The 23,833-nt window shown below is 70.3% G+C and carries 25 protein-coding genes and 1 rRNA gene; 11 read left to right on the top strand and 15 right to left on the bottom strand.

Translation table 11 applies throughout. The features are described from left to right. Window positions 1-121: 121 nt before the first annotated feature. Window positions 122-502: a thioesterase family protein gene (locus tag AB0I79_RS13855; protein ID WP_357871729.1), complete on the top strand. Its 381-nt coding sequence runs from the start codon at window positions 122-124 to the stop codon at window positions 500-502. Here the strand turns inward: AB0I79_RS13855 and AB0I79_RS13850 are convergent. The 6 genes from AB0I79_RS13850 to AB0I79_RS13825 all read right to left on the bottom strand — a co-directional run bounded on the left by AB0I79_RS13850 (window position 492) and on the right by AB0I79_RS13825 (window position 5,509). After that, entirely contained in the window at window positions 492-683 is a 192-nt protein-coding gene (locus AB0I79_RS13850) for a biotin/lipoyl-binding carrier protein (protein WP_357871726.1), read from the bottom strand. The two genes, AB0I79_RS13855 and AB0I79_RS13850, sit on opposite strands and share 11 nt — an antisense overlap. A 37-nt stretch (window positions 684-720) precedes the next feature. After that, the gene (locus AB0I79_RS13845; RefSeq protein WP_357871723.1) at window positions 721-2,016 is read right to left on the bottom strand and encodes an HD domain-containing phosphohydrolase; all 1,296 of its coding nucleotides are present in this window, start codon (window positions 2,014-2,016) and stop codon (window positions 721-723) included. Beyond that, window positions 2,013-3,368, bottom strand: a complete 1,356-nt coding sequence (locus tag AB0I79_RS13840) for an HD-GYP domain-containing protein (RefSeq protein WP_357871720.1) — start codon at window positions 3,366-3,368, stop codon at window positions 2,013-2,015. The genes AB0I79_RS13845 and AB0I79_RS13840 overlap by 4 nt, the downstream gene beginning before the upstream one ends. Window positions 3,369-3,589: 221 nt before the next feature. Further along, window positions 3,590-4,531: an NAD-dependent epimerase/dehydratase family protein gene (locus tag AB0I79_RS13835; protein WP_357871717.1), complete on the bottom strand. Its 942-nt coding sequence runs from the start codon at window positions 4,529-4,531 to the stop codon at window positions 3,590-3,592. A 109-nt stretch (window positions 4,532-4,640) separates the two neighbouring features. Continuing rightward, window positions 4,641-4,907 (bottom strand): mycothiol system anti-sigma-R factor, encoded by a 267-nt coding sequence (rsrA, locus tag AB0I79_RS13830; RefSeq protein WP_225269233.1) that lies wholly within the window; start codon window positions 4,905-4,907, stop codon window positions 4,641-4,643. Next, window positions 4,904-5,509 carry a sigma-70 family RNA polymerase sigma factor gene (locus AB0I79_RS13825; RefSeq protein ID WP_043624264.1) on the bottom strand — a complete coding sequence of 202 codons (606 nt, stop codon included), beginning with the start codon at window positions 5,507-5,509 and terminating at the stop codon, window positions 4,904-4,906. Before AB0I79_RS13825 ends, rsrA begins: the two co-directional genes overlap by 4 nt. A gap of 233 nt (window positions 5,510-5,742) precedes the next feature. On the opposite strand from AB0I79_RS13825, the gene AB0I79_RS13820 reads away from it, so the two are divergent. Continuing rightward, a complete protein-coding gene (locus tag AB0I79_RS13820) occupies window positions 5,743-6,486 on the top strand; it encodes a methyltransferase domain-containing protein (protein ID WP_357871714.1) in 744 nt (247 codons plus the stop codon). A 210-nt stretch (window positions 6,487-6,696) separates the two neighbouring features. On the opposite strand, the gene AB0I79_RS13815 is transcribed toward AB0I79_RS13820, so the two are convergent. Both AB0I79_RS13815 and AB0I79_RS13810 read right to left on the bottom strand, forming a co-directional pair. Further along, on the bottom strand, window positions 6,697-7,029 hold the full coding sequence (locus tag AB0I79_RS13815; protein ID WP_357871711.1) for a TraR/DksA family transcriptional regulator: 333 nt from the start codon (window positions 7,027-7,029) through the stop codon (window positions 6,697-6,699). 157 nt (window positions 7,030-7,186) lie between these two features. Continuing rightward, on the bottom strand, window positions 7,187-7,933 hold the full coding sequence (locus tag AB0I79_RS13810; RefSeq protein ID WP_357871708.1) for an SOS response-associated peptidase: 747 nt from the start codon (window positions 7,931-7,933) through the stop codon (window positions 7,187-7,189). A gap of 186 nt (window positions 7,934-8,119) precedes the next feature. On the opposite strand from AB0I79_RS13810, the gene aroA reads away from it, so the two are divergent. Continuing rightward, entirely contained in the window at window positions 8,120-9,553 is a 1,434-nt protein-coding gene (aroA, locus tag AB0I79_RS13805) for a 3-phosphoshikimate 1-carboxyvinyltransferase (protein WP_357871705.1), read from the top strand. A 504-nt stretch (window positions 9,554-10,057) separates the two neighbouring features. After that, window positions 10,058-11,134 (top strand): ribosome small subunit-dependent GTPase A, encoded by a 1,077-nt coding sequence (gene rsgA / locus AB0I79_RS13800; RefSeq protein ID WP_357873045.1) that lies wholly within the window; start codon window positions 10,058-10,060, stop codon window positions 11,132-11,134. 118 nt (window positions 11,135-11,252) lie between these two features. On the opposite strand, the gene AB0I79_RS13795 is transcribed toward rsgA, so the two are convergent. Beyond that, a complete protein-coding gene (locus AB0I79_RS13795) occupies window positions 11,253-11,711 on the bottom strand; it encodes a DUF4442 domain-containing protein (protein WP_357871702.1) in 459 nt (152 codons plus the stop codon). 90 nt (window positions 11,712-11,801) lie between these two features. Between AB0I79_RS13795 and hisN the strand changes: the two genes are divergently transcribed. Next, entirely contained in the window at window positions 11,802-12,602 is an 801-nt protein-coding gene (gene hisN, locus AB0I79_RS13790; protein WP_357871700.1) for a histidinol-phosphatase, read from the top strand. Here the strand turns inward: hisN and AB0I79_RS13785 are convergent. Continuing rightward, window positions 12,599-14,335, bottom strand: coding sequence for a right-handed parallel beta-helix repeat-containing protein (locus AB0I79_RS13785; protein ID WP_357871698.1), 1,737 nt, complete (start codon window positions 14,333-14,335; stop codon window positions 12,599-12,601). The genes hisN and AB0I79_RS13785 overlap by 4 nt on opposite strands. Window positions 14,336-14,346: 11 nt before the next feature. Between AB0I79_RS13785 and AB0I79_RS13780 the strand changes: the two genes are divergently transcribed. Further along, the gene (locus tag AB0I79_RS13780) at window positions 14,347-15,177 is read left to right on the top strand and encodes a TetR/AcrR family transcriptional regulator (protein ID WP_357871695.1); all 831 of its coding nucleotides are present in this window, start codon (window positions 14,347-14,349) and stop codon (window positions 15,175-15,177) included. A gap of 76 nt (window positions 15,178-15,253) precedes the next feature. On the opposite strand, the gene AB0I79_RS13775 is transcribed toward AB0I79_RS13780, so the two are convergent. Both AB0I79_RS13775 and AB0I79_RS13770 read right to left on the bottom strand, forming a co-directional pair. Beyond that, the gene (locus tag AB0I79_RS13775; protein WP_357871692.1) at window positions 15,254-16,039 is read right to left on the bottom strand and encodes a fructosamine kinase family protein; all 786 of its coding nucleotides are present in this window, start codon (window positions 16,037-16,039) and stop codon (window positions 15,254-15,256) included. Then, on the bottom strand, window positions 16,026-16,508 hold the full coding sequence (locus AB0I79_RS13770; protein WP_357871689.1) for a low molecular weight protein-tyrosine-phosphatase: 483 nt from the start codon (window positions 16,506-16,508) through the stop codon (window positions 16,026-16,028). Before AB0I79_RS13770 ends, AB0I79_RS13775 begins: the two co-directional genes overlap by 14 nt. 120 nt (window positions 16,509-16,628) lie before the next feature. Between AB0I79_RS13770 and pstS the strand changes: the two genes are divergently transcribed. From pstS to AB0I79_RS13745, 5 genes are read left to right on the top strand one after another with little or no spacing between them, the layout of a single operon-like run. Continuing rightward, window positions 16,629-17,747 (top strand): phosphate ABC transporter substrate-binding protein PstS, encoded by a 1,119-nt coding sequence (gene pstS, locus AB0I79_RS13765; protein WP_357871686.1) that lies wholly within the window; start codon window positions 16,629-16,631, stop codon window positions 17,745-17,747. A 6-nt stretch (window positions 17,748-17,753) separates the two neighbouring features. After that, window positions 17,754-18,734 carry a phosphate ABC transporter permease subunit PstC gene (gene pstC, locus AB0I79_RS13760; protein ID WP_357871683.1) on the top strand — a complete coding sequence of 327 codons (981 nt, stop codon included), beginning with the start codon at window positions 17,754-17,756 and terminating at the stop codon, window positions 18,732-18,734. After that, window positions 18,731-19,606, top strand: coding sequence for a phosphate ABC transporter permease PstA (gene pstA, locus AB0I79_RS13755; RefSeq protein WP_357871680.1), 876 nt, complete (start codon window positions 18,731-18,733; stop codon window positions 19,604-19,606). Before pstC ends, pstA begins: the two co-directional genes overlap by 4 nt. A gap of 15 nt (window positions 19,607-19,621) precedes the next feature. Continuing rightward, window positions 19,622-20,401 carry a phosphate ABC transporter ATP-binding protein PstB gene (pstB, locus tag AB0I79_RS13750; RefSeq protein WP_357871678.1) on the top strand — a complete coding sequence of 260 codons (780 nt, stop codon included), beginning with the start codon at window positions 19,622-19,624 and terminating at the stop codon, window positions 20,399-20,401. Further along, the gene (locus tag AB0I79_RS13745) at window positions 20,401-21,126 is read left to right on the top strand and encodes a response regulator transcription factor (RefSeq protein WP_357871675.1); all 726 of its coding nucleotides are present in this window, start codon (window positions 20,401-20,403) and stop codon (window positions 21,124-21,126) included. The genes pstB and AB0I79_RS13745 overlap by 1 nt, the downstream gene beginning before the upstream one ends. Here AB0I79_RS13745 and AB0I79_RS13740 read toward each other — a convergent pair. The 3 genes from AB0I79_RS13740 to rrf all read right to left on the bottom strand — a co-directional run. Continuing rightward, window positions 21,095-22,096: a serine hydrolase gene (locus tag AB0I79_RS13740; RefSeq protein WP_357871673.1), complete on the bottom strand. Its 1,002-nt coding sequence runs from the start codon at window positions 22,094-22,096 to the stop codon at window positions 21,095-21,097. The two genes, AB0I79_RS13745 and AB0I79_RS13740, sit on opposite strands and share 32 nt — an antisense overlap. Window positions 22,097-22,393: 297 nt before the next feature. Beyond that, complete coding sequence (locus tag AB0I79_RS13735) at window positions 22,394-23,062, bottom strand: Type 1 glutamine amidotransferase-like domain-containing protein (protein ID WP_357871670.1); 669 nt, start codon at window positions 23,060-23,062, stop codon at window positions 22,394-22,396. A gap of 689 nt (window positions 23,063-23,751) precedes the next feature. Beyond that, a 5S ribosomal RNA gene (gene rrf, locus AB0I79_RS13730) occupies window positions 23,752-23,833 on the bottom strand; the annotation flags it as partial.

Below are 23,833 nucleotides of genomic sequence, written 5' to 3'. Positions count from 1 at the left end.
CGACTCACCTGACCCACATGCCACTCAAATGCCTCAAGCCGTACAAAGCCTATCCTGGGGCCTTCCTGCCTGACTTGTCCGCGTTTCCGGGAAGTCAGCGGCCTCATGAGAGGCTCGTCCCATGACGCTCACGCCTGGTCTCCGTGCCCAACTGCTCATCATGGTCGAGATGGAGGACACCGCGAAGCGGATCGGCAGCGGAGACGTTCCCGTGCTGGCCACACCCCGGTTGCTCGCGCTGGCCGAGGCGGCGACCGTACGCGCCGTCGAGCGGCACCTCGCGCCCGGCGAGACATCCGTCGGCACCCGGGTCGAGCTCGAACACCTGGCCGCCAGCCCCCTCGGCGCGCACGTCCAGATCGGCGTGGAGCTGACCGAGGTGGACGGCCGGCGGCTGGTCTTCGCGTTCGAGGCGCACGACAAGCACACCGTGGTCGGCAAGGGCACGATCGAGCGGATCGTGGTCGACCGCGCCAAGTTCCTCGCCCGCGCTACTCGATGACGGCGATCAGGTCGCCTTCCTGGATCACGTCGCCCTCGGCCACCTCGAGCTTCGCCACCACGCCGGACTCCTCGCTGAGCACGGGGATCTCCATCTTCATGGGCTCCAGGATGACCAGCGTGTCACCCTCCGAGACGGTGTCGCCCTCCTGGACGACCACCTTCCACACGCTGGCCACCATCTCGGCGTGCACCTCAGCCGCCGGGGCTCCCCTCGTCTCACACCCGCCCGCGGTCGATCACCCGGGCGAGCGCCTCGACCGCATGAGGATCGTACGCGCTCCCCGACGACAGCCGGATCCGCTCCAGCGCCGCCCCGCCGCGGTCGCGGTCGGTGGAGGGCCCGACCAGGTCGTCGTAGGCGTTGGCGACCTTGATGATGCGGCTCGACAGCGGCGGGTCGTCGGTGATCGGCTCGCACTGCCTGCTGACCACCTCGGCCACCCGGTCCAGCACGCCCGTCTGCCTGATCACCTCCGCGCCCAGCTCGGCGATGCGGCGGGCCTGCTCGGGCTCGGTCAGCACGGTCGCGCCGCCGGGGATCGGGTCGCGCAGCGAGAGCTGGCCGATGTCGTGCATCAGCGCGGCGTACTCCAGCTCCAGCAGCTCGGGCTCGGCCATGCCCAGCTCCCTGCCGATGGCCACGGCCAGGCGGCTGACCCGGCGTGAGTGCCCCGGCTCGACGTACCCGCCCACCTCGGTGACCCGCGACAGCGCGCGGACGGTCTGCAGGTAGGTCGCCCTGATCCCGGCGTACTTGCGGAAGGCCACCTGCGTGACCAGCAGCGGCGCGGCGAACACCAGCAGCGCCACCAGGTCCATGCTGTGCGTGGCCAGGGCGAGCAGCACGCCGGACGAGGCCACGGCGGCGCCCAGCGGGAAGGCCATGTTGATCTCGTCGCGCACGGCCACCCTGAACGCCGTACGCACCTGCTCGGCGCGCAGCAGCGCGGCGATCAGCACGTCGATGAGCAGGGTGATCGCGATGAGCGTGACCATGACCACCAGCGCCGGCCACCACGTCTGGGTCGGCGGCTTGGTCATCTCGTAGAGCGGGGCCGCCAGCGGCCGGAACGCGAAGGCCAGCAGCGCGCCGGTGAGCAGCCGCCTGGCCATCGCGTCGAGCCGCGGCGGGCGGCCGACGGCCAGGTGCGGGAGCGCTCCCGCCGTCATGCCCACCGCGATCACGGCCACGACCTGCAGCGCGGAGTGCTCCAGCGGGACCTGGCTGAGGTCGAGCAGCAGCGTGTAACCCAGCGCGGCGGCGGCGCCGATCGGCGCGACCTCCCTGTTGCCCGGCATGGTGAGCCTGGCCAGCTCGCCGACCGCGATCAGCGCGCCGAACCCGACCGCGATCTCCGGCCGCTCCAGCCCGACCGCCGCCGTGTGGGCCACGCCCGCCAGCGCGACCAGCCCGGCCGCGCAGATGAGCAGGAGCTGGCCGGAGTCGAGGCGGCGCAGGACCGTGTTCAGCGATCGTCCGGTGGTGCGCCTGACACGCTCTGTCGTGATCATGAGCCGGTCACGACCTGGATGGGCATCGTCGGGTCGTCGTGGTCCTTGATCGTCGCCTCCGCGGCGTCGGGCGGCGGCTGGTCGACGCGGCGCGGCGGCTGCCACGGCTCGTGCTCCAGCGCGCGGATGAAGGCCGCCACCATCACCGGGTCGAAGTGCGTGCCCGCGCTCTTGCGCAGCTCCTCGACGGCCTCGGGGACGGGCCTGGCGCCGCGGTAGGAACGGTCGGAGGTCATCGAGTCGAACGCGTCGGCCACCGCGATCACCTTGGCGAACTCGGGGATCTCGTCACCGGCCAGCCCCATCGGGTAGCCGGTGCCGTCGTGCTTCTCGTGGTGGTGCATGATCCCGGCGTACGCCTCGTCGAGGAAGCCGATGCCCCTGACGATCTCCAGCCCGCGCATCGGATGGAGCTGGATCGCGGCGAACTCCTCCTCGGTGAGCGGCCCGTCCTTCTGCAGGACCTTGGTGGGCACACCGAGCTTGCCCACGTCGTGCAGCATGCCGGCGTAGCGGATGGCGCGCACGCGCTCCAGCCCCATGCCGATCTCCTGGGCGATCATCGAGGAGGCGTGGGAGACGCGCGTGCAGTGGCCCCTGGTGTAGTAGTCCTTCGTCTCCACGGCCTGGCAGAGCGCGGCGATCGTGGCGTCGTACGAGCGCTGCTGCGCGTGGTACTGGCCGAACGCCCAGCGCGCCACGAACAGCGGCAGCAGCACCAGCACCGCCGAGATCGACGCCACCGTGGCCCACAGGCCGGCCACCAGCAGCCCGAACGTCCCGTACCCCAGGTAGGACAGCAGGAACTGGGCCATGCCCCGCATCGGCACCTCGGTGGCCCGCACCTGGGTGGCCAGCCCGATCATGGTGAGCGTGAGCGCGATGTTGAGCGGCACGAAGACGGCCGTGGCGGCGGCGTACGGGCCGATGAGGTCGTCGAAGGCGTTGACCTCCGGCACGCCCACGCGGCCGTCCAGCGCCTCGTACACGCGCCCCGCGACGAAGCCGCAGATGGCGAACTGCGCGCCGTTGAACAGCCGTTTGATCAGCGGCAGCCCCGGCCGCACGCTGAGCACGGCGGTCAGCCCCACCAGCGCCGCGCCCTCGGGGCCGAGCAGCACCACGGCGGCGAGCGAGGCGGAGAAGCTCACCGACACGGCGAACTGCTCCACGTTGAGCAGCGTCGGCATCGACTCGCAGACCAGGAACAGCAGGGCGAGCACCAGGAGGATGTCGAGGTCCTCCGTGGCCACGGGCGCGCCGGAGACGATCACGCCGCGTACGACGAGTGCGGCCGCCGCACAGATCACGGCGACCAGATAGACCCTTGCGGGCCACGGCAGATCACGCATTGCGGCCCCCCACGGCGATCAGGTCCAGGACACCCCAGGAGGAACCGCTCCGCCGATCAGCATGATCACCGGGGTGACCAGCAGGACGGCCGTGAGCAGCCGGGCGACCGTAACCTTGAACATCCACATGCCTCCACGTCGACTTGTGGGGTTCACGCTACAGAACCCGACGTGGCCGCATGGGCGGAGTCGGAAATCGCAAGCAAAGCGTAATCAAGCCACTACTTCGCGCGACGGCTCGCCGCCCACTCGACGGTCTTCTTCACCCCGGTCGACAGGTCCGTACGCGGCTGCCAGCCGAGCCCCTCGTGGGCGGGCACCGGATCGACCGCCATCGCCGGCAGGTCGCCCACGCGCGGCGGCGCGAAACCGGGCTTGTCCTGGGCGCCGGCGGCGTCGGCGATCAGCGAGTGCAGCCGCCGGTCGGTGGTCTGGATGCCGGTGCCGAGGTTGAAGCGGCGGCCGTTGCCGTCGGCCCCGCACGCCCTGACGAAGCCGTCGACCACGTCGCCGACGTAGACGTAGTCGCGGGTCTGGGTGCCGTCGCCGTAGAGGACGGTGGGCGTTCCGTTGATCAGGGCGTCGGTGAAGATGGCCACCACGCCCGCCTCGCCGTCGGGCGACTGGCGCGGGCCGTAGACGTTGGAGAGCACCAGCGTCGTGTACTCGATGCCGTACAGCGCGCGGAACGTGGCGAGGTAGATCTCGCCGCTGAGCTTGGAGGCGGCGTACGGCGAGCGCGGGTCCGTGGCCGCGTCGCCGGGCACGGGGATCGTGGCGGGGCGGCCGTAGACGGCCACCGACGAGGCGAACACCACCTTGCGCGTGCGCCCCTCGTGGGCGGCGTTCAGCACGGCCGCCGTGCCCTCGACGTTGAGCCTGGCGTCGTGGGCCGGGTCGGTCACGCTCTTGCGCACGCTGATCTGCGCGGCCAGGTGGCAGACGACCTCGGGCTGCAGCTCGGCCATCAGCCCGATCAGCGCCGGGTCCCTGATGTCCATCTCGTGCAGCCGGAACCGGTCGCTGCCCGCGGCCTCCACCAGGTTGTCGCGCGTGCCGGACGAGAGGTCGTCCACGACGTGCACCTCGTGCCCGTCGGCCAGGAGGCGATCGACGAGATTCGAACCGATGAAGCCGGCACCCCCGGTGACCAGAACACGCATGCAGGAGATCCTAGTCGTCCAGCCCTTCCCGTCGGACAGCCCCTCCGGCCGGCCGGCCCGCCGTCAGCCGGCGAGCCTTCTGGTCGGCGAGCCTTCAGTCGGCGAGCCTTCAGTCGGCGAGCTCGGACCTCACCTGGGCGATGCGGGCCAGCACCTTCGAGCGCAGGTCCGCCGGGACCGGGTCACAGCCGCAGTGCTTGTGCACGAGCGCCTTGATGGCCTTGTCGAGGTCGTACTCCTTCAGGCACGGGCTGCACTCGTCGAGGTGCACGCGGATCTCCGCGACGTCCCCCTCGGTCAGCTCACCGTCGAGGTAGGAGTACACCTTGTCGAGGACCTCGCGACAGTCGGTGTCATGCGGGTTTCCACAGCTCATTTCGATCCCTCCGCCGGGACCAGGCCACGCTCGCGAGCATAGTCCTCAAGGAGGCCCCGGAGCTGCCTGCGCCCTCTGTGCAGCCTCGACATCACGGTGCCGATCGGAGTGCCCATGATGTCGGCGATCTCCTTATAAGGGAAGCCTTCGACGTCGGCCAGGTAGACGGCGATCCTGAACTCCTCGGGGAGGGCCGCGAGCGCCTGCTTGATGTCACCGTCGGGCAGGTGCTCCAGCGCCTCCACCTCGGCCGACTTCAGCCCGCTCGAGGTGTGGGACTCGGCGCGCGCCAGCTGCCAGTCCTCGATCTCCTCCGTGCCCGACTGCTTCGGCTCCCGCTGCTTCTTGCGATAGCTGTTGATGAAGGTGTTGGTGAGGATCCGGTAGAGCCACGCCTTGAGATTCGTGCCCTGCTGGAACTGGTGGAACGACGCGAACGCCTTGGCGAAGGTCTCCTGCAGCAGGTCCTCCGCGTCCGCGGGATTTCGGGTCATCCGGAGCGCGGCGGAGTAGAGCTGCTCGAGATACGGCATGACGTCGCGCTCGAATCGCTCGCTTCGCTGCTCCAGCGTCTCCGCGCCTGTCGCGGGCACCGGACCCACCCCCCTAAGATCACCGGTGGCCGGCTGTGGCGGAACACCGTACTCAGGGGAGGATACCCGCTGGCCCGTGACCAGTCGGTCAGCGGGCTGGGGTTCTACCAATGTGAGCATGCTCGTCGCAACACGCCCGCGCCCTTGTCTGTTCCCGCAAGATAGAAGGTACGAAGGACCCGGTGCGGGGAACGTCATACGTACCGGCTGGTAGCCCTTTTTCCGGAACCCAGGAGTCGCGTGTGCTGCCCATTCCGGCCGAGGAACTGAACGGCTCAGGGACGCTCGGGCCGTACTGGACCTTCTACCGCGCCGTTGCCGCCGAACAACTCAACCGATGGCTCCCCGGCGAACCCTCAGTGATCCTCGATCTCTCCGGCGGTCGTGGCAAGTGGTCCGGTCAGGCCGCCAGGCTGGGGCACAGGGTGATCGAGGTGCTCGACTTCCGGCGGACCCCCGACGGGCAGTCCCGGCTCCGCGACGCCGACCGCGTCCGCCACGTACGCGCCGACGACCTGGCCTTCCTGCCCGACGCGAGCGTCGACGCGGTGCTCGCCGAGGAGCGGGTGATGTCGATCGAGCTGATGGCCGAGTCGGCGATGAGCGACGTGGCCAGGGTCCTGCGGCCCGGCGGCCGGGCGCTGGTGTGCGTCGACTCGCTGGTGCTGGGCATGGCGATCCTGGCCGAGCAGGAGCAGTGGCAGCACCTGCGGCAGACCGGCGAGGTCATGCTCGTGCCCTGGCCCGACGGCAGCATCACGCGCTGCTTCAGCAGCGGGCAGCTGCGCGAGCTGCTGGTCGGGGCCGGGCTGGAGGTGGAGTGGATGCGCCCGCGCACCGTGCTGTCGCCGTCCACGGTCGACCACGTGCTGAGCTCCGACGCGCGGGCGCTCAACTACCTGGTGCGCACCGAGCTCGAAGCCCAGCCCAACGACGACGACACGGTGGGCATCCACCTGGTGGCCAGCGCCCGCCGTCCCCGCTAGGGGTGACCCGCCGGAGGCCCGTCCCGCTCGGGAACGGGCCTGTCGGAGGTTCGCCCGCTTGAGGTGACCCGCCGGAGGTTCGTCCCGTTTGGGGTGACCCGCCGGAGGTTCGCCCGGCTGAGGTGACCCGCCCGAGATTCGTCCCGCTTGGGGTGACCCGCCTGAGTTGCCGCGCCGCCGTTCTTCGTGTCCGGCGGCGAGCGTACGTCCTCAGCGGCGGCGTTCCCGCTTGCCCTGGCACTGCACGCAGCGCGCGGCCTCCGGACGGGCCTCCAACCGGCCCTCCGGCACCGGGCTGCCGCAGTCGACGCACCTGCCGTACAGGCCTTCGTCGATGCGCTTGAGCGCCTCCATGATCGCCTGGCGCTGCGTCGTGGCCACGGTCAGCATGGCCTGGGCGCGGTCGGCGTCGGTCAGGTCGGAGCCGGCGTCCGCCGCGGAGTGCTCACGCACGGCGACGGGGTCGCCCTGGAGAACTCCGATCGAACGGTCCAGTTCCGCGAGCATTTCTTCCAGCCGCTCACGAGCGGTCGTGACGTCCACGAATCCGCACCTCCGGGAGAATGAGGGCAACCCGCGGCTAGGACTTCCCCGGATGTCCCGCCCGGTGCAATTAGGGGGCATTTGCTGGCGGTGACACCGAGTAAACGGATGCATCGCTTTCCTCACCGGATGCCCACTAACCGCGCTTCTTACACCTTTAGAAAAGCGCGGTTTCCTCCCCCTCAGGGAGCGGTTTGATGAGGTCCGGGCCATTGTTCCGGACGTTGTTCACGTCCGTTGACACCGCGTACGCGGTCAGCCGCCCCGGCTCGGCCGGCACCAGCAGCGCCCCCGCCTGCTCGGTGTCGGTGAGCTTGGGGTCGAGCCACTCCGCCCAGCGCTCCCGCTCGATCATCATGGGCATCCTGTCGTGGATGCGGCCGAGCTTGTCCTCGGCGTTCGTGGTGATGACGGTGCAGGTGACCAGCCACTTGAGCGGGTCGTCGTCGTCCCGCGACGGGTCCTTCCAGAATTCGTACAGGCCCGCCATGGCCAGCACCCCGCCGTCGGAGGGGTGGATGAAATACGGCTGTTTCTTCTTCTTCTCGCCCTCGACGGGCATCCACTCGAAGTAACCGTCGGCCGGCAGCAGGCACCTGCGCTTGGCGAACGCCTGCCGGAACGACGGCTTCTCGGCCAGCGTCTCGGCCCTGGCGTTGATCATCCGCGATCCGATCGACGGGTCCTTGGCCCACGCCGGCACCAGGCCCCACTTCACGATCCCGAGCTGCCGCACCGCCCGCTCGGCCTCCTTGGGCACGCGGCTCAGCACGGCGTAGACGTTCTTGGTGGGCGCGACGTTGTAGTCGGCGTTGAGCTCCTTGTCGGGCTCGCCGTCCTGCTCGACCTGGAACTCCTCGAGCAGCTCGTGCTTCTTGCGCGCCGAGGCGTATCTACCGCACATGACCCCACACTGCCACGTCCGGCTTTCGCCCGCATGTCTGCCGCGTGCGGTTCGTCCTCCCGGGAGGCCGGGGGCCGCGCAGCCGTACGAGCTGTCTTCCAGCGTCCATCCACAGGTCGCGACAGCGCGGCAGTCGTCATCCACAGGCTGTGACCCCCGCCCCGCCACGGCCAGTACTCTTTGACCATGCCCGCTCCGCACTGGCCCGCGCCGTCGGCGACCACCCCGGTCTCCGCCACCGTCCCGCTGCCCGGCTCCAAGTCGGTGACCAACCGTGCGCTCCTCCTCGCCGCGCTCGCCGACGGCCCGGGAGTCGTGCGCCAGGCGCTGCGCAGCCGCGACGCCGACCTGATGGTGGCGGCGCTGCGGGCCCTGGGCACCACGCTGGTGGCCGTGCGGGAGACCTCGGCGGGCGTCGACTGGCAGGTGACGCCCGGCCCGGTCCGCGGCGGCGCCCACATCGACGTCGGCCTGGCGGGCACGGTCATGCGGTTCGTGCCCCCGGTGGCCGCCCTGGCCGACGGCCCCGTCTCCTTCGACGGCGACCCGCACGCCCGCAAGCGCCCGATGGGCCCCATCCTCGACGCCCTGCGCTCGCTGGGGGCGAGGATCGACAACGACGCGCTGCCGTTCACGATCAGCGGGCCGCTGGCGGGCGGCGAGGTCACGCTCGACGCGTCGGGCTCGTCGCAGTTCGTCTCGGGCCTGCTGCTGGCGGCCGCACGCTTCGGGAAGGGCATCACGATCCGCCACGTGGGCCCGCCGGTGCCCTCGCTGCCGCACATCGAGATGACGGTGGAGATGCTCAGGGCGGTGGGCGTCAGGGTCGACGACGGCGAGCGCGACGTGTGGCGGGTGGAGCCCGGCCCGATCGCGGCCAGAGACATGACGGTGGAGCCCGACCTGTCCAACGCGGCGCCGTTCCTGGCGGCTGCCCTGGTGACGGGCGGCACGGTCACGATCCCCGCCTGGCCGCTGCGCACCACGCAAGCAGGCGACGCCCTGCGCGACCTGCTCACCGCCATGGGCGCCACGGTGACCCGCGCACCGGCTGGCCCTGCCTCGACGGGCGCCACGGGCACACACGCACCCGCAGACCCCGACTCGGCGGGCGCCCCGGGCACACACGCACCGGCAGACTCCGACTCGGCGGATGCCACGGGCATCGACGTCCCCGCCGGTTCCGACGGCTCCACGGGGCCGGGCACCGCCGACCTGGTGGTCACGGGCACGGGTCGGATCACCGGCATCGACACCGACCTCCACGACGTGGGTGAGCTGACCCCGACGATCGCCGCCCTGGCGGCGCTGGCCTCGACCCCGAGCCGCATCCGGGGAGTGTCCCACCTGCGCGGCCACGAGACCGACCGCCTCGCCGCCCTCGCCACCGAGATCAACCGCCTCGGAGGCGACGCCGAGGAGACGGAGGACGGCCTGATCATCCGCCCCCGCCCCCTGCACGGCGGCACCTTCCACAGCTACGACGACCACCGCATGGCCACGGCGGGAGCCGTGATCGGCCTGGCGGTGCCGGACGTCGAGGTGGAGAACATCGCGACGACCGCCAAGACCCTGCCAGAGTTCGTCCAGATGTGGACGGCGATGCTGGAAGCCCGATGACCTCCGCGATCAGGGCCGGCCGACACCGTCACCTGACGGCTGGTTTCGCCAGGAGCACGCCGGGCACTTCGGGGAAGGGCGGCACGTGACCGCGCGCTGCCAGCATGGCGAAGAAGAGATGATCCACCAGCAAGACACCGCCATCCGCTCAGCGCAGGATGGCGTCCGCAGCATCGATATCGGCTACACCTGCACGCACACGTTCGACACCGCCCGCACGGGCCGTCCCCTCACGAGCCCCGGCCACGCACGCCGGCGCTCAGCAGGGCACGGCCACGCCGGTCGGCGCCCCACCAGCACGGGCCGCGCACGATGGAGCACCGCGGGGGCCTTCCTCCCACCGGAGAGCTCCACGGCGACAGCCATCGGTGGTGCGGGCCGGCCCTTCGCCGGTGGCACAGGTGAGGCACGCCGGCGCGACGGCCTGGCCACGCGGCCCGGCCATCACGACCGCACGCACACAGCACGAGCACAGAGAGGAAGCGAGCGCATGGGAGCGGACCGCTGAGCAAGCGGCAGTACGACGAGGACGACGTACGGGTCAGGCCGGGCAAGGGTTCCCGCCCCAGGACCCGGATCCGTCCTGCGCACGAGGACGCCGTTGAAGGGTTCGTGGTGGCCGTCGACCGGGGCCGCTACACGACGCTGGTCGAGCCGGAGCGCCCCAAGGGCTCGGCCCAGAAACGCAAGCCGCCGCAGCGCCGGCTCGTCATCGCCATGAAGGCCCGCGAGCTGGGCCGCAAGGGCATCGTCGTGGGCGACAGGGTGGCTCTGGTGGGAGACGTCTCGGGCCGCCCGGACACGCTGGCCAGAGTCGTACGCGTGGAGCCGCGCACGTCGATGCTGCGCCGCTCGGCCGACGACACGGAAGACACCGACGGCATCGAGCGGCCGGTCGTGGCCAACGCCGACCAGCTCGTCATCGTGACCGCCCTGGCCGACCCGCCGCCGCGCCCCCGCATGATCGACAGGATCCTCGTGGCGGCCTTCGACGCCGAGATCGACACCCTGCTCTGCCTCACCAAGCCCGACCTCGCGCCGCCCGACGAGCTGGTGGCGCTCTACGAGCCGTTGGGCGTGTCGCACGTCGTGGTCCACAAGGGCGGCTCCCTGGACGAGCTGCGCGATCACCTGGCCGGCCGCATCAGCGTCCTGGTGGGCCATTCGGGCGTCGGCAAGTCGACGCTGGTCAACGCCCTGGTTCCCGACGCCAACCGCGCCGTCTCCCAGGTCAACGCCGTCACCGGCCGCGGCCGCCACACCTCCACCTCGGCCGTGGCCCTGGAGCTGCCCGAGGGCGGCTGGATCATCGACACGCCGGGCGTGCGCAGCTTCGGCCTGGCGCACGTGTCGGTGGAGACGGTGCTGGCAGCCTTCCCCGACCTGGTGGAGGGCACGGTCACCTGCCCGAAGGGCTGCACCCACCTGGACGAGGACTGCGCGCTGGACGCCTGGGTCGCGGCCGGCAACGCCGACCCCGCCCGCCTGGAGTCCCTGCGCCGCCTCCTGTCCAGCCGCGAGGGCACCCCGGACGACCCGTCCACCCCCCGCCGCGAGCCCGTCCCGAACGACGCCTCCTGACCCACCCGTGGCCCGAACGACGCACCTGCCCAACGACGCCTCCTGACGATGCACCTCGCCGCCGTCACCGGGGCTCATCCGACGGTCGGCACGAGCGCGGGCGGGAAGCGCCGCCGGCTCAGCGGGGCCGGTTCGGGCGGAGGGTCCAGGTGACGGTCAGGGCCGACACCACGTCGCCGCCCGCGTCGGTGATCTCCACCGCCACGTCGAACACCGGCCGCTCCCCCGCGTCCAGTCTCGCCACGACCTCCTCGCGCGAGGCGAGCAGCCGGGCCTCGGCCCGCACCTCCCCCAGCGCCACCTTCCGGTACTCGATGGTGGCCGTGGTGGGCAGCGGCACCGCCCGGCTGAGCTGGTCGCCCAGTGACGACAGCACGGCGGCCCCCGACGCGGACTCCGCGAGCGTGAAGAGCACCCCGGCGTGCGGCCCTGACACGTGGTTGCGCTGCTCCGGACGGTCCGGCACGCGGCAGACCGCCCGCCCGTCCTCGACCGTCTCGAAGACGATCCCCAAAGTCCGGGCAAACGGAACTGTATCCAGCAGGAGGCCACCGACATCTACCGACATACCGACCATGCTACCGGCGAGTAACTGGAATGCGAGTTACCAGAAAAGGGGCTTTAGCGACTGATGCTCTCTATACCCGACACGGTAGCGTGGGCGACCGTGCAGGGTTATAACGATGATCTTCGCCTCGCGCATGTCATGGCGGACGCCGCCGATGACCTGACCATGCGGCGGTTCAAGGCGGTCGACCTGAAGGTCGAGACCAAGCCCGATCTGACGCCGGTCAGCGACGCCGACCGTGCCGTGGAGGAGGCCATCCGGGGCACGCTGCGCCGTGCCAGGCCGCGCGACGCCGTGGTGGGCGAGGAGTTCGGCAAGACCGGGTGGGGCGCCCGGTCGTGGATCATCGACCCCATCGACGGCACCAAGAACTACGTGCGCGGCGTGCCGGTCTGGGCCACGCTGATCGCGCTCATGGAGTACGGCAAGGTCGTCGTCGGCCTGGTGTCGGCCCCCGCCCTCGGCCGGCGCTGGTGGGCGGCGACCGAGGGCGGGGCGTGGACGGGCAAGAGCCTGACCAAGGCGTCCCGCATGCAGGTGTCCTCCGTGTCCGCCCTGGAGGACGCCTCGTTCTCCTATTCGAGCTTCGGCGGCTGGGAGAAGCGGGGCAAGCTCGACAACTTCCTCGACCTCAGCCGCGCCTGCTGGCGCACGCGGGCGTACGGCGACTTCTGGTCGCACATGATGGTCGCCGAAGGCTCGGTGGACCTGTCGGCCGAGCCGGAGCTGTCCCCGTGGGACATGGCCGCGCTCACCGTGATCGTCGAGGAGGCCGGCGGCGTCTGGACCGACACCGCCGGGGTGAAGAGCCTGGAGGGCGGCAGCCTGGTGTGCACGAACGGCATCCTGCACAACGAGGTGATCAACCGCCTCAACGGCACCACGATCAGAAGCTCTTAGCCCCGGGGCCGCAGCAGACCCGCCCGCGACCGGATGTCCTCGGTCGCGGCGTTCAGCTCGCGTTCATCTTTGATGGTCACGTTCTCCTCGTACGTGACCCCGCTCGGCGGGTCGTCGTGCCCGAGCGGGTCGGCGTCCCAGAAGTTGCCCCGGAAGACGACGTTCTCCAGCGGCGGCCCCACGTGCAGGACGGACGTGTTGTCGGCGCGCATGACGACGTTCTCCTCGACGGTCACCCCGCTGGCGCCGTAGTCGAGGTAGAGCCCGAAGTTGTACGGCGTGCGCGTGTCCTTGATCACGTTCCCCCGCACCTCGGCCCCCTCCCCCTGGGGCCCGCTCATGTACACCCCGCCTCCGTCGGCGAGCACCTGCATGGTGTCCACGGTCAGGTTGCGCAGGATCCTGGTGCCCTCGCCCGCGCCGGCGACGATGCCGCAGTGAGGCACCTGGCTGACTTCGTTGTTCGCGACGACGCAACCGTGCGTGCCGGTCACGGCGATCCCCGGCGACCCGCTGAACTCCAGCCCGACCTGCCGCACCCGGTTGTCCTCGACGGTGGTCCCCCGGCTGCCGGACACCACGATGCCCCCGGCGGACAGCGTGTCGAAGTCGCAGCCGCGTACCGTGAGCCCTTCGCCCCCGGAGACCCCCAGCCCGGAGGCCCCGAGCCGGGTGAACCGGCATCCCTCGACCCGCGCCCCCGTCGTCTCCTCGAACCGCACGCAGGCCGGGATCGTGACGGAATCCGTTGGATACGTCACGGAGGCGCCCTCGCCCAGAACGGCGGTCTCGACCCCGCCACCCTCGTAGTAGCCGCTCCCGTGGTAGTGCACGAACCCTTCGGGACGGCCCGGCCGCAACCAGGTGGCGTCGGCGAACACCAGCCCCTTGAACGCCACGTCCCGCGCCCCCGCGACCCGCACCAGCGTCTCCAGGACCGGCGCGACCACCGTCGTACGCGCGGGGTCCTCACCGGGCAGCGGCAGGTACATCAGCACGTGACCCCCCGGCCGCGACCGGTCGAGCACGAACGTGCCCGGCTCGCGCAGGAACCCCGGGTCGTTCTCGATCGCCGTCGGCAGGCCGGGACCGCGGGAGGTGTTGCCCTCCCAGGTGGAGTTGTACAGCTCCACGGCCCACCCGAACCCGGGCTGGGCCATGGTGATCACCGTCCGGTCCCCTTCGGCCGCGACCCGGTCCATCCGCAGCCGCGCCTCCGTCCACGGGTAGACGCCCCGGTGGACGAACTCGGCGCTCCGCCACCCGAGCGGCTCGGCGCTGTCCGTGACGTATCCCGTCCCGGTCGCCTCCGCCGCCCCCGGCAGGCCGGGGATGGCGGCGCGGGCGGCCCGGCGGCCGTCCACGTAGAGCTGGCGGATCTCCAGGTCGCCGACCTCGGCCAGCCAGACGCCGTCGCGCTCCCGCCACCCCGTGATCTGCCGGCCGCCGCTCACCACCGCCTCCTCCCGCTCGGCGGTCCCGTGGCCGTACGCCTCGTAGACCGTCCCCGAGTCGGCCTCCGTGAGCTCGAACGGCCGGGTCAGCACGTGCGTGCCGCCCCTCAGCCGCACGACGACCTCGCCGGGGACCTCGCGAGCCGCGGACCGGGCCCGCTCCAGGGTCCGGAACGGGTGCTCGAAGGAGCCCTGCCAGGAGTCGTCCCCTGCCGGGGACACGTAGAACATCTCAGCTACCTCCACCGTGTTTATGCCGTACACGAAGTAGTACACCATAAACTAGAGGCATGCCAATGAGCCAGGATCCCGTCGAGCTGCTGTGGCGGCAGGAGGAGCCCGAGCCGCGCCCCGGCCTGAGCGTGGCCAGGATCGTGCGCGCCGCCATCGAGCTGGCCGACGCCGAGGGCCTGGAGGGCCTGTCCATGCGCAAGGTCGCCGACCGGCTGGGCTTCACGACCATGTCGCTCTACCGCCACGTGCCCGGCCGCGACCAGCTCGTCGATCTCATGAGCGACGAGGTCATGAGCGAGCACCCGAAGGCCCTGCCCCAGCAGGAGGGCTGGCGCGCCCGGCTGGAGGCGATCGCCAGGCAGGCGTGGGAGATCCGCAGGCGGCACCCGTGGCTGGCCGAGGTGCGCGGCACCCGCCACCTCCCGGGCCCGCACGGGGTCGCCCACTACGACGACATGCTGGCCACGCTGACCGGCACCGCGCTCAGGCCGTCCGAGGTGATCGCGGTCATCGGCCTGCTCGGCCGCTTCGTGGACGCCGAGGCCCTGGTCCTGGTCGAGACGCAGCGCGAGGAGCGCCGCAGCGGCGTGTCCGAGCAGGAGTGGTGGGGATCCCGCGACTCCCTGTACGAGCGCCTCGACCGCTACCCGGCGATCACCCACCTGTGGGAGTCGGGCGGCTGGGACCACCCGGAGGACTCCTTCGAGTTCGGCCTGCGCCGCCTCCTGGACGGCGTCGAGGCCCTCATCCGCGAGCGTGACGAAAATCGTGACGAAACCTGCCGGGAGTGCGGCAAGGCGCTGGAGCCGGCCGCCTCGGGCCGTCCCCGCGTCTACTGCTCACGCGCCTGCCAGCAGCGCGCCTACCGCAAGCGAAAGGACGGCTGAGGGCCTACCGCAAGCGAGAGGACGGCTGAGCGCCGGCACAGGTCGCCCGCCACGCCGCCGCAGCCGTGAAGACAAGTCAGAGGGCCAGCACCCGCCGCACCGCCCTCATCAAGCTCTCCCGATAACTCCCCCCGTACAGCACCACGTGCACGAGCAGCGGATGTAGCTGGTGCAGCGGCACCCGCTCCCGCCACCCCTCCGCGAGCGGCCACTCCTCCCGGTACGCCCCCAGCGCCCGATCCAGGTACGGCAGCCCGAACAGCTCCAGCATGGCCAGATCCGTCTCCCGATGCCCACCATGGGCAGCCGGATCGATCAGCACCCCTTCCCCGCCCGACCAGAGCACGTTCCCGCTCCACAGATCCCCGTGGATCCGCGCGGGCGGCTCCGCGGGCCCCGCGACGTCGGTGAAGCGCCCCACCGCCCGCTCCACCAGCGCGACGTCAGCAGCAGGCAGCCGCGCGAGCCGCAGGAACGGCAGCACCCGCCGGTCACCGTAGAACGCCGGCCAGTCGGCGCAGGGCGAGTTGTCCATCGGCAACTCGGCGATGAACCCGGCCCACGGCGCGCCGAAGCCCGGCGCCCCGGCCCTGTGCAGCCGGGCCAGCGAACGCCCGAACCGCTCGGCGGCGGCCGCGTCGGGCCGCTCCTGGCGTACCCAGGACAGCACGAGCCGCTCGGGCCCCACCTCGATCACCTCGGGCACCGCGGCGGCCTCGCCCAGCCAGCGCAGCCCGGCCGCCTCCGAGGCGAACACCTCGGAGGCGGCCCCGGTCTTGGCGAACACCTCGCGCCCGTCGTCCAGCACGCCCCGCCGCAGCCGCCAGCCGTGCGACGAGCCGAGGTCCTCAGTGACTCTCATCGAGCGAGTCGGCGATGTGCTTGGCGATCCCCTCGGAGGCGGCCTCGACCAGCCCCAGCACCTCCTCGAACCCCTCCCGGCCCCCGTAGTACGGATCCGGCACCTCGGCCCCTTCCGGCGCCGCCGGGTCGAAGGAGCGGAACAGTTGCACCTCCACCCCGGCGGAGGCCAGCCGGCGGAGGTTGGACAGGTTGTCCCGGTCCATGGCGAGCACGAGGTCGTAGCGGTCGAACCAGTCCTTGGTGAACTGCCGGGCCCGGTGCGTGGAGCCGTCGTAGCCGCGCGCGGCGAGGATCTCCAGCGCCCGCTCGTCCATGGGATCCCCGACGTGCCACCCGCCGGTCCCGGCGCTCTCGACGATGACGCGGTCGCCGAGGCCGCGGTCGGCGAGCGTCTGACGGAGGACGACCTCGGCCATCGGCGATCGGCAGATGTTCCCCATGCACACCACGCATACGCGATAAGTCATAGCACCCATCATGAGGGTGACCTGGCGCGTTCACCGAACGTTCACCCTTGATAGGGGGTCTGAGTCACCTTCGCTGCATACCTTCATGGCGACTAAGGACCAAGTGGGAGGAACCCAACCGTGAAGTATGCAGGCCGGCTCGCCGCCGTCGCCGTCGTCGGCGCGCTCTCGCTCGCTGCGTGCGGCACAGACAACAACGCCGGCGCTGGCAGCACCAGCTCCGCCAGCGCCGGCGCACCCGCCGCGGGCAACGACAACGGTGGCCTGAGTGGCACGATCAACGCCGCGGGCTCCTCGGCCCAGGCCAACGCGATCACCGAGTGGACGAAGAACTTCACGGCCACGAACCCTGGCGTCACCCTGAACTACCAGCCCAGCGGCTCGGGCGCGGGTGTGCAGGCGTTCATCCAGGGCACGGTGGCCTTCGCCGGCTCCGACTCGGCCCTGAAGGAGGACGAGCCCGCCCAGGCCAACGCCCGGTGCAAGACCGGCAACGCCATCAACATCCCGATGGTGACCGGCCCGGTCGCGGTCGTCTACAACCTGCCCGGCGTCGAGGGCCTGCAGCTCTCCCCCAAGACGCTCGCCGGGATCTTCAACAGCAAGATCACCAAGTGGGACGACGCCGCCATCAAGGCCGACAACCCCAGCGCCACGCTGCCCTCCACCCCGATCCAGGCGTTCCACCGCTCGGACGAGTCGGGCACCAGCGACAACTTCACGAAGTTCCTCAAGGCCACGGCCGAGGCCGAGTGGCCGCACGAGCCCGCCAAGGCCTGGCCGGCCGAGGCCAAGGGCCAGGGCTCCAAGGGCTCCGACGGCATCGCCTCCTCCGTCAAGGACACCGAGGGCGCCATCAGCTACGTCGAGCTCTCCTACGCCGAGAACTCCTCGCTGCAGAAGGCCAAGGTCGCCAACGGCGCCGGCGAGTTCGTCGAGCTGACCCCCGAGAACGCGGCCAAGACGGTCGAGACGGCCGAGATCAAGGGCACCGGCAACGACCTGGCCCTGTCGATCGACTACGCCACCAAGACCGCGGGCGCCTACCCGATCGTCCTGGTGACCTACGAGATCACCTGCGAGAAGGGCCTGCCGGCCGAGGAGGCCAAGGTCGTCAAGGAGTTCCTCAAGTACACCTCCAGCGACGAGGGCCAGGCGGCGCTCAAGGAGCTGGGCTACGCCCCGCTCTCGGGCACTCTGCTCACCAAGGTCCGGACCGCGGTCGAGGCGATCTCCTAATCCCCTATGGCGACCAACGTACGTACCCGTGACGGCGGGCCGGCCACGAGCCGGTCCGCCTCGCGGCGCAGCCGCGGTGAAGCGCCCTTCCGCTACCTGTCCACCGCGGCCGGCGTCGCCCTTCTGGCGATCATGGCGGCCATCGCCGTGTTCCTCATCAGCGAGGCGATCCCGGCCTTGCGGGCGAACGAGGCGAACTTCTTCTCGGAGCTGACCTGGGAGCCCAACAGCAGCCGCGAGTTCGGCATCGCGGCACTGGCGTTCGGCACCGTGCTCAGCTCCCTGCTCGCGCTCGTCATCGCGACCCCGATCGCGGTCGGCGTGGCGCTGTTCATCTCGCACTACGCGCCGCGCAGGCTGGCCGCCCCGCTCGGCTACCTGATCGACCTGCTCGCCGCCGTGCCCAGCGTGGTGTACGGCCTCTGGGGCGTGGCGTTCCTGGTGCCGCTGCTCAGGACGCCCTCGCAGTGGCTCAACGAGACCTTCGGCTGGTTCCCGCTGTTCGGCGGTGACGGCATCATCGGCGGCAAGACCATGCTCGCCGGCTCGGTCGTGCTGGCCATCATGATCCTGCCGATCATCGCCGCCATCTCCCGCGAGGTGTTCCTCCAGGCCCCCAAGATGAACGAGGAGGCGGCGCTCGCGCTCGGCGCGACCCGCTGGGAAATGATCAGGATGGCCGTGCTGCCGTTCGGCCGCCCCGGCGTCATCAGCGCCGCCATGCTCGGCCTCGGCCGCGCCATGGGCGAGACCATCGCGGTCGCGCTGATCTTCCCCGCCACCTTCGACATCACCTTCCAGATCCTCACCCCGCACGCCAACAGCATCGCGGCGAACATCGCCAACGGCTTCGGCGAGGCCAACGACATCGGCCGGGGCGCCCTGATCGCGTCCGGCCTGGTGCTGTTCGTGATCACGCTGCTGGTCAACATGGCGGCGCGGTTCGTCATCAACCGCCGCAAGGAGTACGCGAGGACCGGCGCATGACCACGATCCAACACATCTCCACCGGCCGCCGGATCAAGGACCGGGTCGTCCAGGGCCTGGTCTATCTGGCGTTCGCGCTGGCCGTGGTGCCGCTCGTCTCCGTGCTCTGGCTGGTCATCTCCAACGGCCTGGCCCGCTTCGACCTGGAGTTCCTCACCCACTCCATGAACGGCATCGGAGCCAGGGACGCCAACGGCGGCGCGTACCACGCCATCATCGGCACGCTCGAACAGGTCCTGCTGGCCTCGCTCATCTCGGTGCCGATCGGCCTGCTCACCGCCATCTACCTGGTCGAGTACGGCAACGGCGGCCGGCTGAGCCGCTCCATCAGCTTCTTCGTGGACGTCATGACCGGCGTCCCTTCCGTCGTTGCGGGCCTGTTCGTCTTCGCGTTCTGGATCCTCTTCCTCGGCTTCGAGTTCTCCGGCTGGGCGGGCGCGCTGGCGCTGTCCATCCTGATGATGCCGACGGTCGTGCGGTCCGCGGAGGAGATGCTCCGGCTGGTGCCGAACGACCTGCGCGAGGCCTCGTACGCGCTGGGCGTGCCCAAGTGGCGCACCATCGTCAAGGTCGTGCTGCCCACCGCGTTCACCGGCATCGTCACCGGTGTCATGCTGGCCGTGGCCCGCGTCGCCGGCGAGACCGCGCCGCTGCTGATGACGGTGTTCTTCACCAACTCCATCAACAACGACCCGTTCAACGGGCCGCAGATGGGCCTTCCGCTCTTCGTCTTCGACCAGGCGGCCCGTCCGAACGACACCGCCATCGACCGGGCGTGGACCGGAGCCCTCACGCTCATCCTGATCGTCATGCTGCTCAACCTGGTGGCGCGCCTGATCGCCTGGTGGCGCTCGCCTGCCAAGGGCCGATAGGGGGAAACGACCACAATGTCCAAGCAGATCCAGGTCTCGGGCCTGGACGCGTACTACGGATCGCACAAGGCGATCGAGGACGTGTCCATGACCATCGAGCCCCGCTCGATCACCGCCTTCATCGGCCCGTCGGGATGCGGCAAGTCGACGTTCCTGCGCACGCTCAACCGCATGCACGAGGTCATCCCCGGCGCGCGGGTGGAGGGCAAGGTGCTGCTCGACGGCGACGACCTGTACGCCCCCACGATCGAGCCGGTCTCGGTCCGCCGCCTGATCGGCATGGTGTTCCAGCGCCCCAACCCGTTCCCCACGATGTCGATCTACGAGAACGTGGCCGCCGGCCTCCGCCTCAACCGGGGTCGCATCTCCAGGTCCGAGATGGACGGCATCGTCGAGGACTCCCTCAAGGGCGCCAACCTCTGGAACGAGGTCAAGGACCGCCTCAACAAGCCCGGCGCCGGCCTGTCCGGCGGTCAGCAGCAGCGCCTCTGCATCGCCCGCGCCATCGCGGTCCAGCCCGAGGTCCTGCTGATGGACGAGCCCTGCTCGGCCCTCGACCCGATCTCCACGCTGGCCATCGAGGACCTGATGGCCAAGCTGAAGGACAAGTACACCATCGTCATCGTCACCCACAACATGCAGCAGGCCGCCCGGGTCAGCGACAGGACCGCCTTCTTCAACCTCGCCGCTCAGGGCCAGCCCGGCAAGGTCATCGAGATGGACGAGACGTCCCGCATGTTCACCAACCCGACGCAGAAGGCGACCGAGGACTACATCACGGGGCGCTTCGGCTGATGACCCAACAGCAGGCGGCATCCACGATGAACGGGGACACGAGGACCAAGCCCGTACTGCTCATCGCCGACCCCGACGACTCCGTCGTGGACGACGTGGCCACGGCCCTCGAACGCGAGGGCGTGGCCGTGACCGGCGCCCCGGACGGCGCTCAGGGGCTGCTGCAGGCGGGCGCCCTCCAGCCGGATGTGGTGCTCGTCTCGGCTACGCTGCCGGTCATCGACGCGGTCGAGTTCGTCCGCGCCGTACGGCGGGCCCGGGCCGTACCCGTGCTGCTCGGCGTCGGCGAGGGACACGCCGAGCAGGCGGTACGCGCGCTCGCGGCCGGCGCCGCCGCCTGCGTGGCCAGACCCTACAGGGTGCCGGAGCTGCTGCCGTTCATCCAGGCGGCCTCGCCCGAGTCCCGCAAGGTGCTGGCCGTGGGCGGGGTCGAGCTGGACGTACAGGCCTATCAGGTGCGCGTGGCCGGGCGGGCCGTGCACCTGCCGTTGCGCGAGTTCGAGCTGCTGCAGTACCTCATGCGCAACGCCGACCGCACGGTCACCCGCGAGCAGATCATGCGCCACGTCTGGCACGCCGCCGCGAACACCTCGACGAACACGATCGCGGTGCACGTCAAGCGCCTGCGGGCGCGCCTGGGCGACGAGGACGACCGGCTCATCCAGACCGTACGCGGGGTGGGCTACCGGCTGGTCACTCCTGGCATCGCCGAAAGTCACGCATGATCCGCTCTGCCACGCCTTCGACCGTCGCGATGCCGTACCCCACCTCAGGGCTGCCCTCGGTGAGTACGGCAACGGCGTAGTCACGCCCGCCGTCCCTGATCAGCCCGACGCTGATCGTGGCCCAGAGCTTGTTCGAGACGCGCTTGAGCCAGCCGTTCTTCAGCGCCACGCGCTCGCCCCGGCACGCGGCGGCGCTGATGCCCCAGTCCTGGCCGGCTACGACCGCGCCCATGAGCTTGAGCACCTGCTTGCGATCCCCGGCCTTCAGCGGGCTCTTCTCCGACACCAGCGCCGCCATGAGCCGCACCTGGTCGTCCACGGACGTCTTCGTGATCCCCCAGCAGTACAGGTCGACGCAGTTCCCCGGCACGCCCTGGGTGTGCCTCAACCCGTACTTCTTCCCCGCCGCGCTGAACCCCGCCGCGCCCCCGATCCGCAGCCACAGCCGGTCGGCCGCGTGGTTGTCGCTGTAGCGGATCATCTTCTCCGCATCGCGCCTGACCGCCGCGGGAAGCTTCTTCCACGGGGTACGCAGGAGCAGCGCCATGAGGATCTGCACCTTGGCCGTGCTGGCCGTGATCAGCCGCTCGCCGGCGTGATACCGGTAGACCCGCCCGGTCCCCAGCTCCTTCACCATCGCCGTCACCGGCCCCGGCCTGCCCGCCAGAAAGCGGTCCAGCCGCTTCGAGATCTGCTTCGCCGGCACCTTCGCCACGCTCTTCGCCCTGTCAGCCGCGCGCGGAGCCGCCACGCGCGGCATGCCGGGCGATTCGGCGCGCGACGAGGGGGACGACAGACCCCGCACGGCCGCCCTGAAAGGCACGAGCTCCGGCGCCAGGACGACACCCGACGACGGCACGTCAACGGCACTGACCACGGCCGGCACCTGATTCTTGGCCGTCACGAGCAGAACGACCAGGGCGAGCACGATGATCAGCCGCGGTATCGCCTTCGCCCCGACCGCGAGCACGCGATCATTATCCAGAATCCCTCCGGCGCCCCGCTAGTGTGCCGCCGGCCGGGTTCAGCAACGTGCCGCTCCCCGTAAGGCGCCGTCACTCGGGCGCTGTCGAAATACTTGGCGAGCTGCACGTCGCGGTCAGAGATCCGGTGTCGGATGTCCCAGGTGGTCAGAAAGCAGGGCCACGGCGAAGTACCGGTAACAGGCTGAGTGTCCGTTTCGTGGAGTGACTGTCCAGGGGTGCCGGAGGAGCCCCTGGCTGCGGCACGAGAGGACGCCTGGCTCACGCGCGGTTGGCGTCGGCGGCTAGGAGGAAAAGGACTTCCACTGCCCCTCGGAGACGACCTCGACGGTGCCGTCCGTCACCTTGATGGCCGTCTGGTCGTCGATGGCGTACGCCGGACCCGCGATGTCGGCGGCCCATCTCTCGGCATCGGCCATGGTGTTTCCCGGCATGAGCTCGTGTTCCAGGTGCGGGAAGATCGAGAAGTCGACGACCCCTAGGGTGTGGTCGCTTCCGGCGGGCGGCGTCCATTCGACGAAGTAGTCACCGATGCGCGGGGTCATCACCATGCTTCCGGCGCTCACCCCCACCCAGACCGTCTCGGGCAGCGACGGCAGGAGATCCGTCAGCCCGGACTGCCGCATCCAGTGGCACAGGTACGTCGCATCGCCGCCGTCCACCAGCAGGACGTCAGCCTCCCGGACCCAGGGGACCCATCGGTCCTTGCCGATGCTGGGCAGTGCGGTGAGCTCGAGGACGCCCACCGACTTCCAGCCCAGGTCGCACATCGGTGCCGGGCTCTGTCCGGCGATGAAGCGCCAGGCAGAGTCCGGCGTGCACATGGGGTGGCCATACTCCGCCGTAGGGATGCAGAGGGCACTGGAGTCGGCGATGGGCTTGCCCAGCAGATCGACCAGCGCATCGCGGATGCTCGCGTTCGTGACGCCTCCGGACGTCAGAAGAAGCCTCAAGATGTCTCCTGATTCGAGTGCGATGGAGCGGTGTGACGTGTAGACCTGGGATCATCGCGAGACTCATCGCGGCTGGGGGCGAGACTTACCTGCAGCGGGTCGCTCGCTCGGCAGATCAGGTCGAGCACACGCAGCACCGCAGACACCGCGGTATGAGAGACGCAAGCGGCATGTCTCAAGGCACTTATGTGCCGTGCACCGCTGATCAAGGAGGCCAGGCGACGACCGACTCCTGAGGGCCCGCTCATCGGAAAATCCGGTATACGCGGACGCTCAGCGCGCTGGTGCCAACAGGGACACACCGATGCGCCAAGGCGAGTGCGCGTCCATCATGACGCGGAAGGCAAATGGTGCTGGAGACCGATCGGGGCGGTGGCGTCGGTGGCGCGGGAGTTCGGCGTCAACGCCAGCACCCTGGGCAGCTGGATGAAGTGGTGAGCACTACTCGGCCGAGATGGTCCGTGCCCTCTGGAGATCCGCATACAAGCGACCGGACACCGCGGCGCTGTCGGCGCGACGGTAAGAGATGAAGATCTCGCTCACCAGGCCCCCTCGACGGAAGCCCGTACCTGTTGGTTACCACTCGTGGACGCGACCGTACTATGCGCGCCCCACAGCGACAAGCGATGCCGCGGCAGAATACAGAAAGGGCCCCGACGCTCGGCGTCGGGGCCCTCCCTATAAAGATTGTCCGGCGGTGACCTACTCTCCCACACCCTCCCGAGTGCAGTACCATCGGCGCAGGGAAGCTTAACTTCCGGGTTCGGAATG

Source organism: Nonomuraea sp. NPDC050202, from assembly GCF_040656115.1.
Lineage (GTDB): Bacteria > Actinomycetota > Actinomycetes > Streptosporangiales > Streptosporangiaceae > Nonomuraea.
Note: the sequence above shows the minus strand (reverse complement) of the source record. Positions and strands in the feature narration are given on the sequence as shown.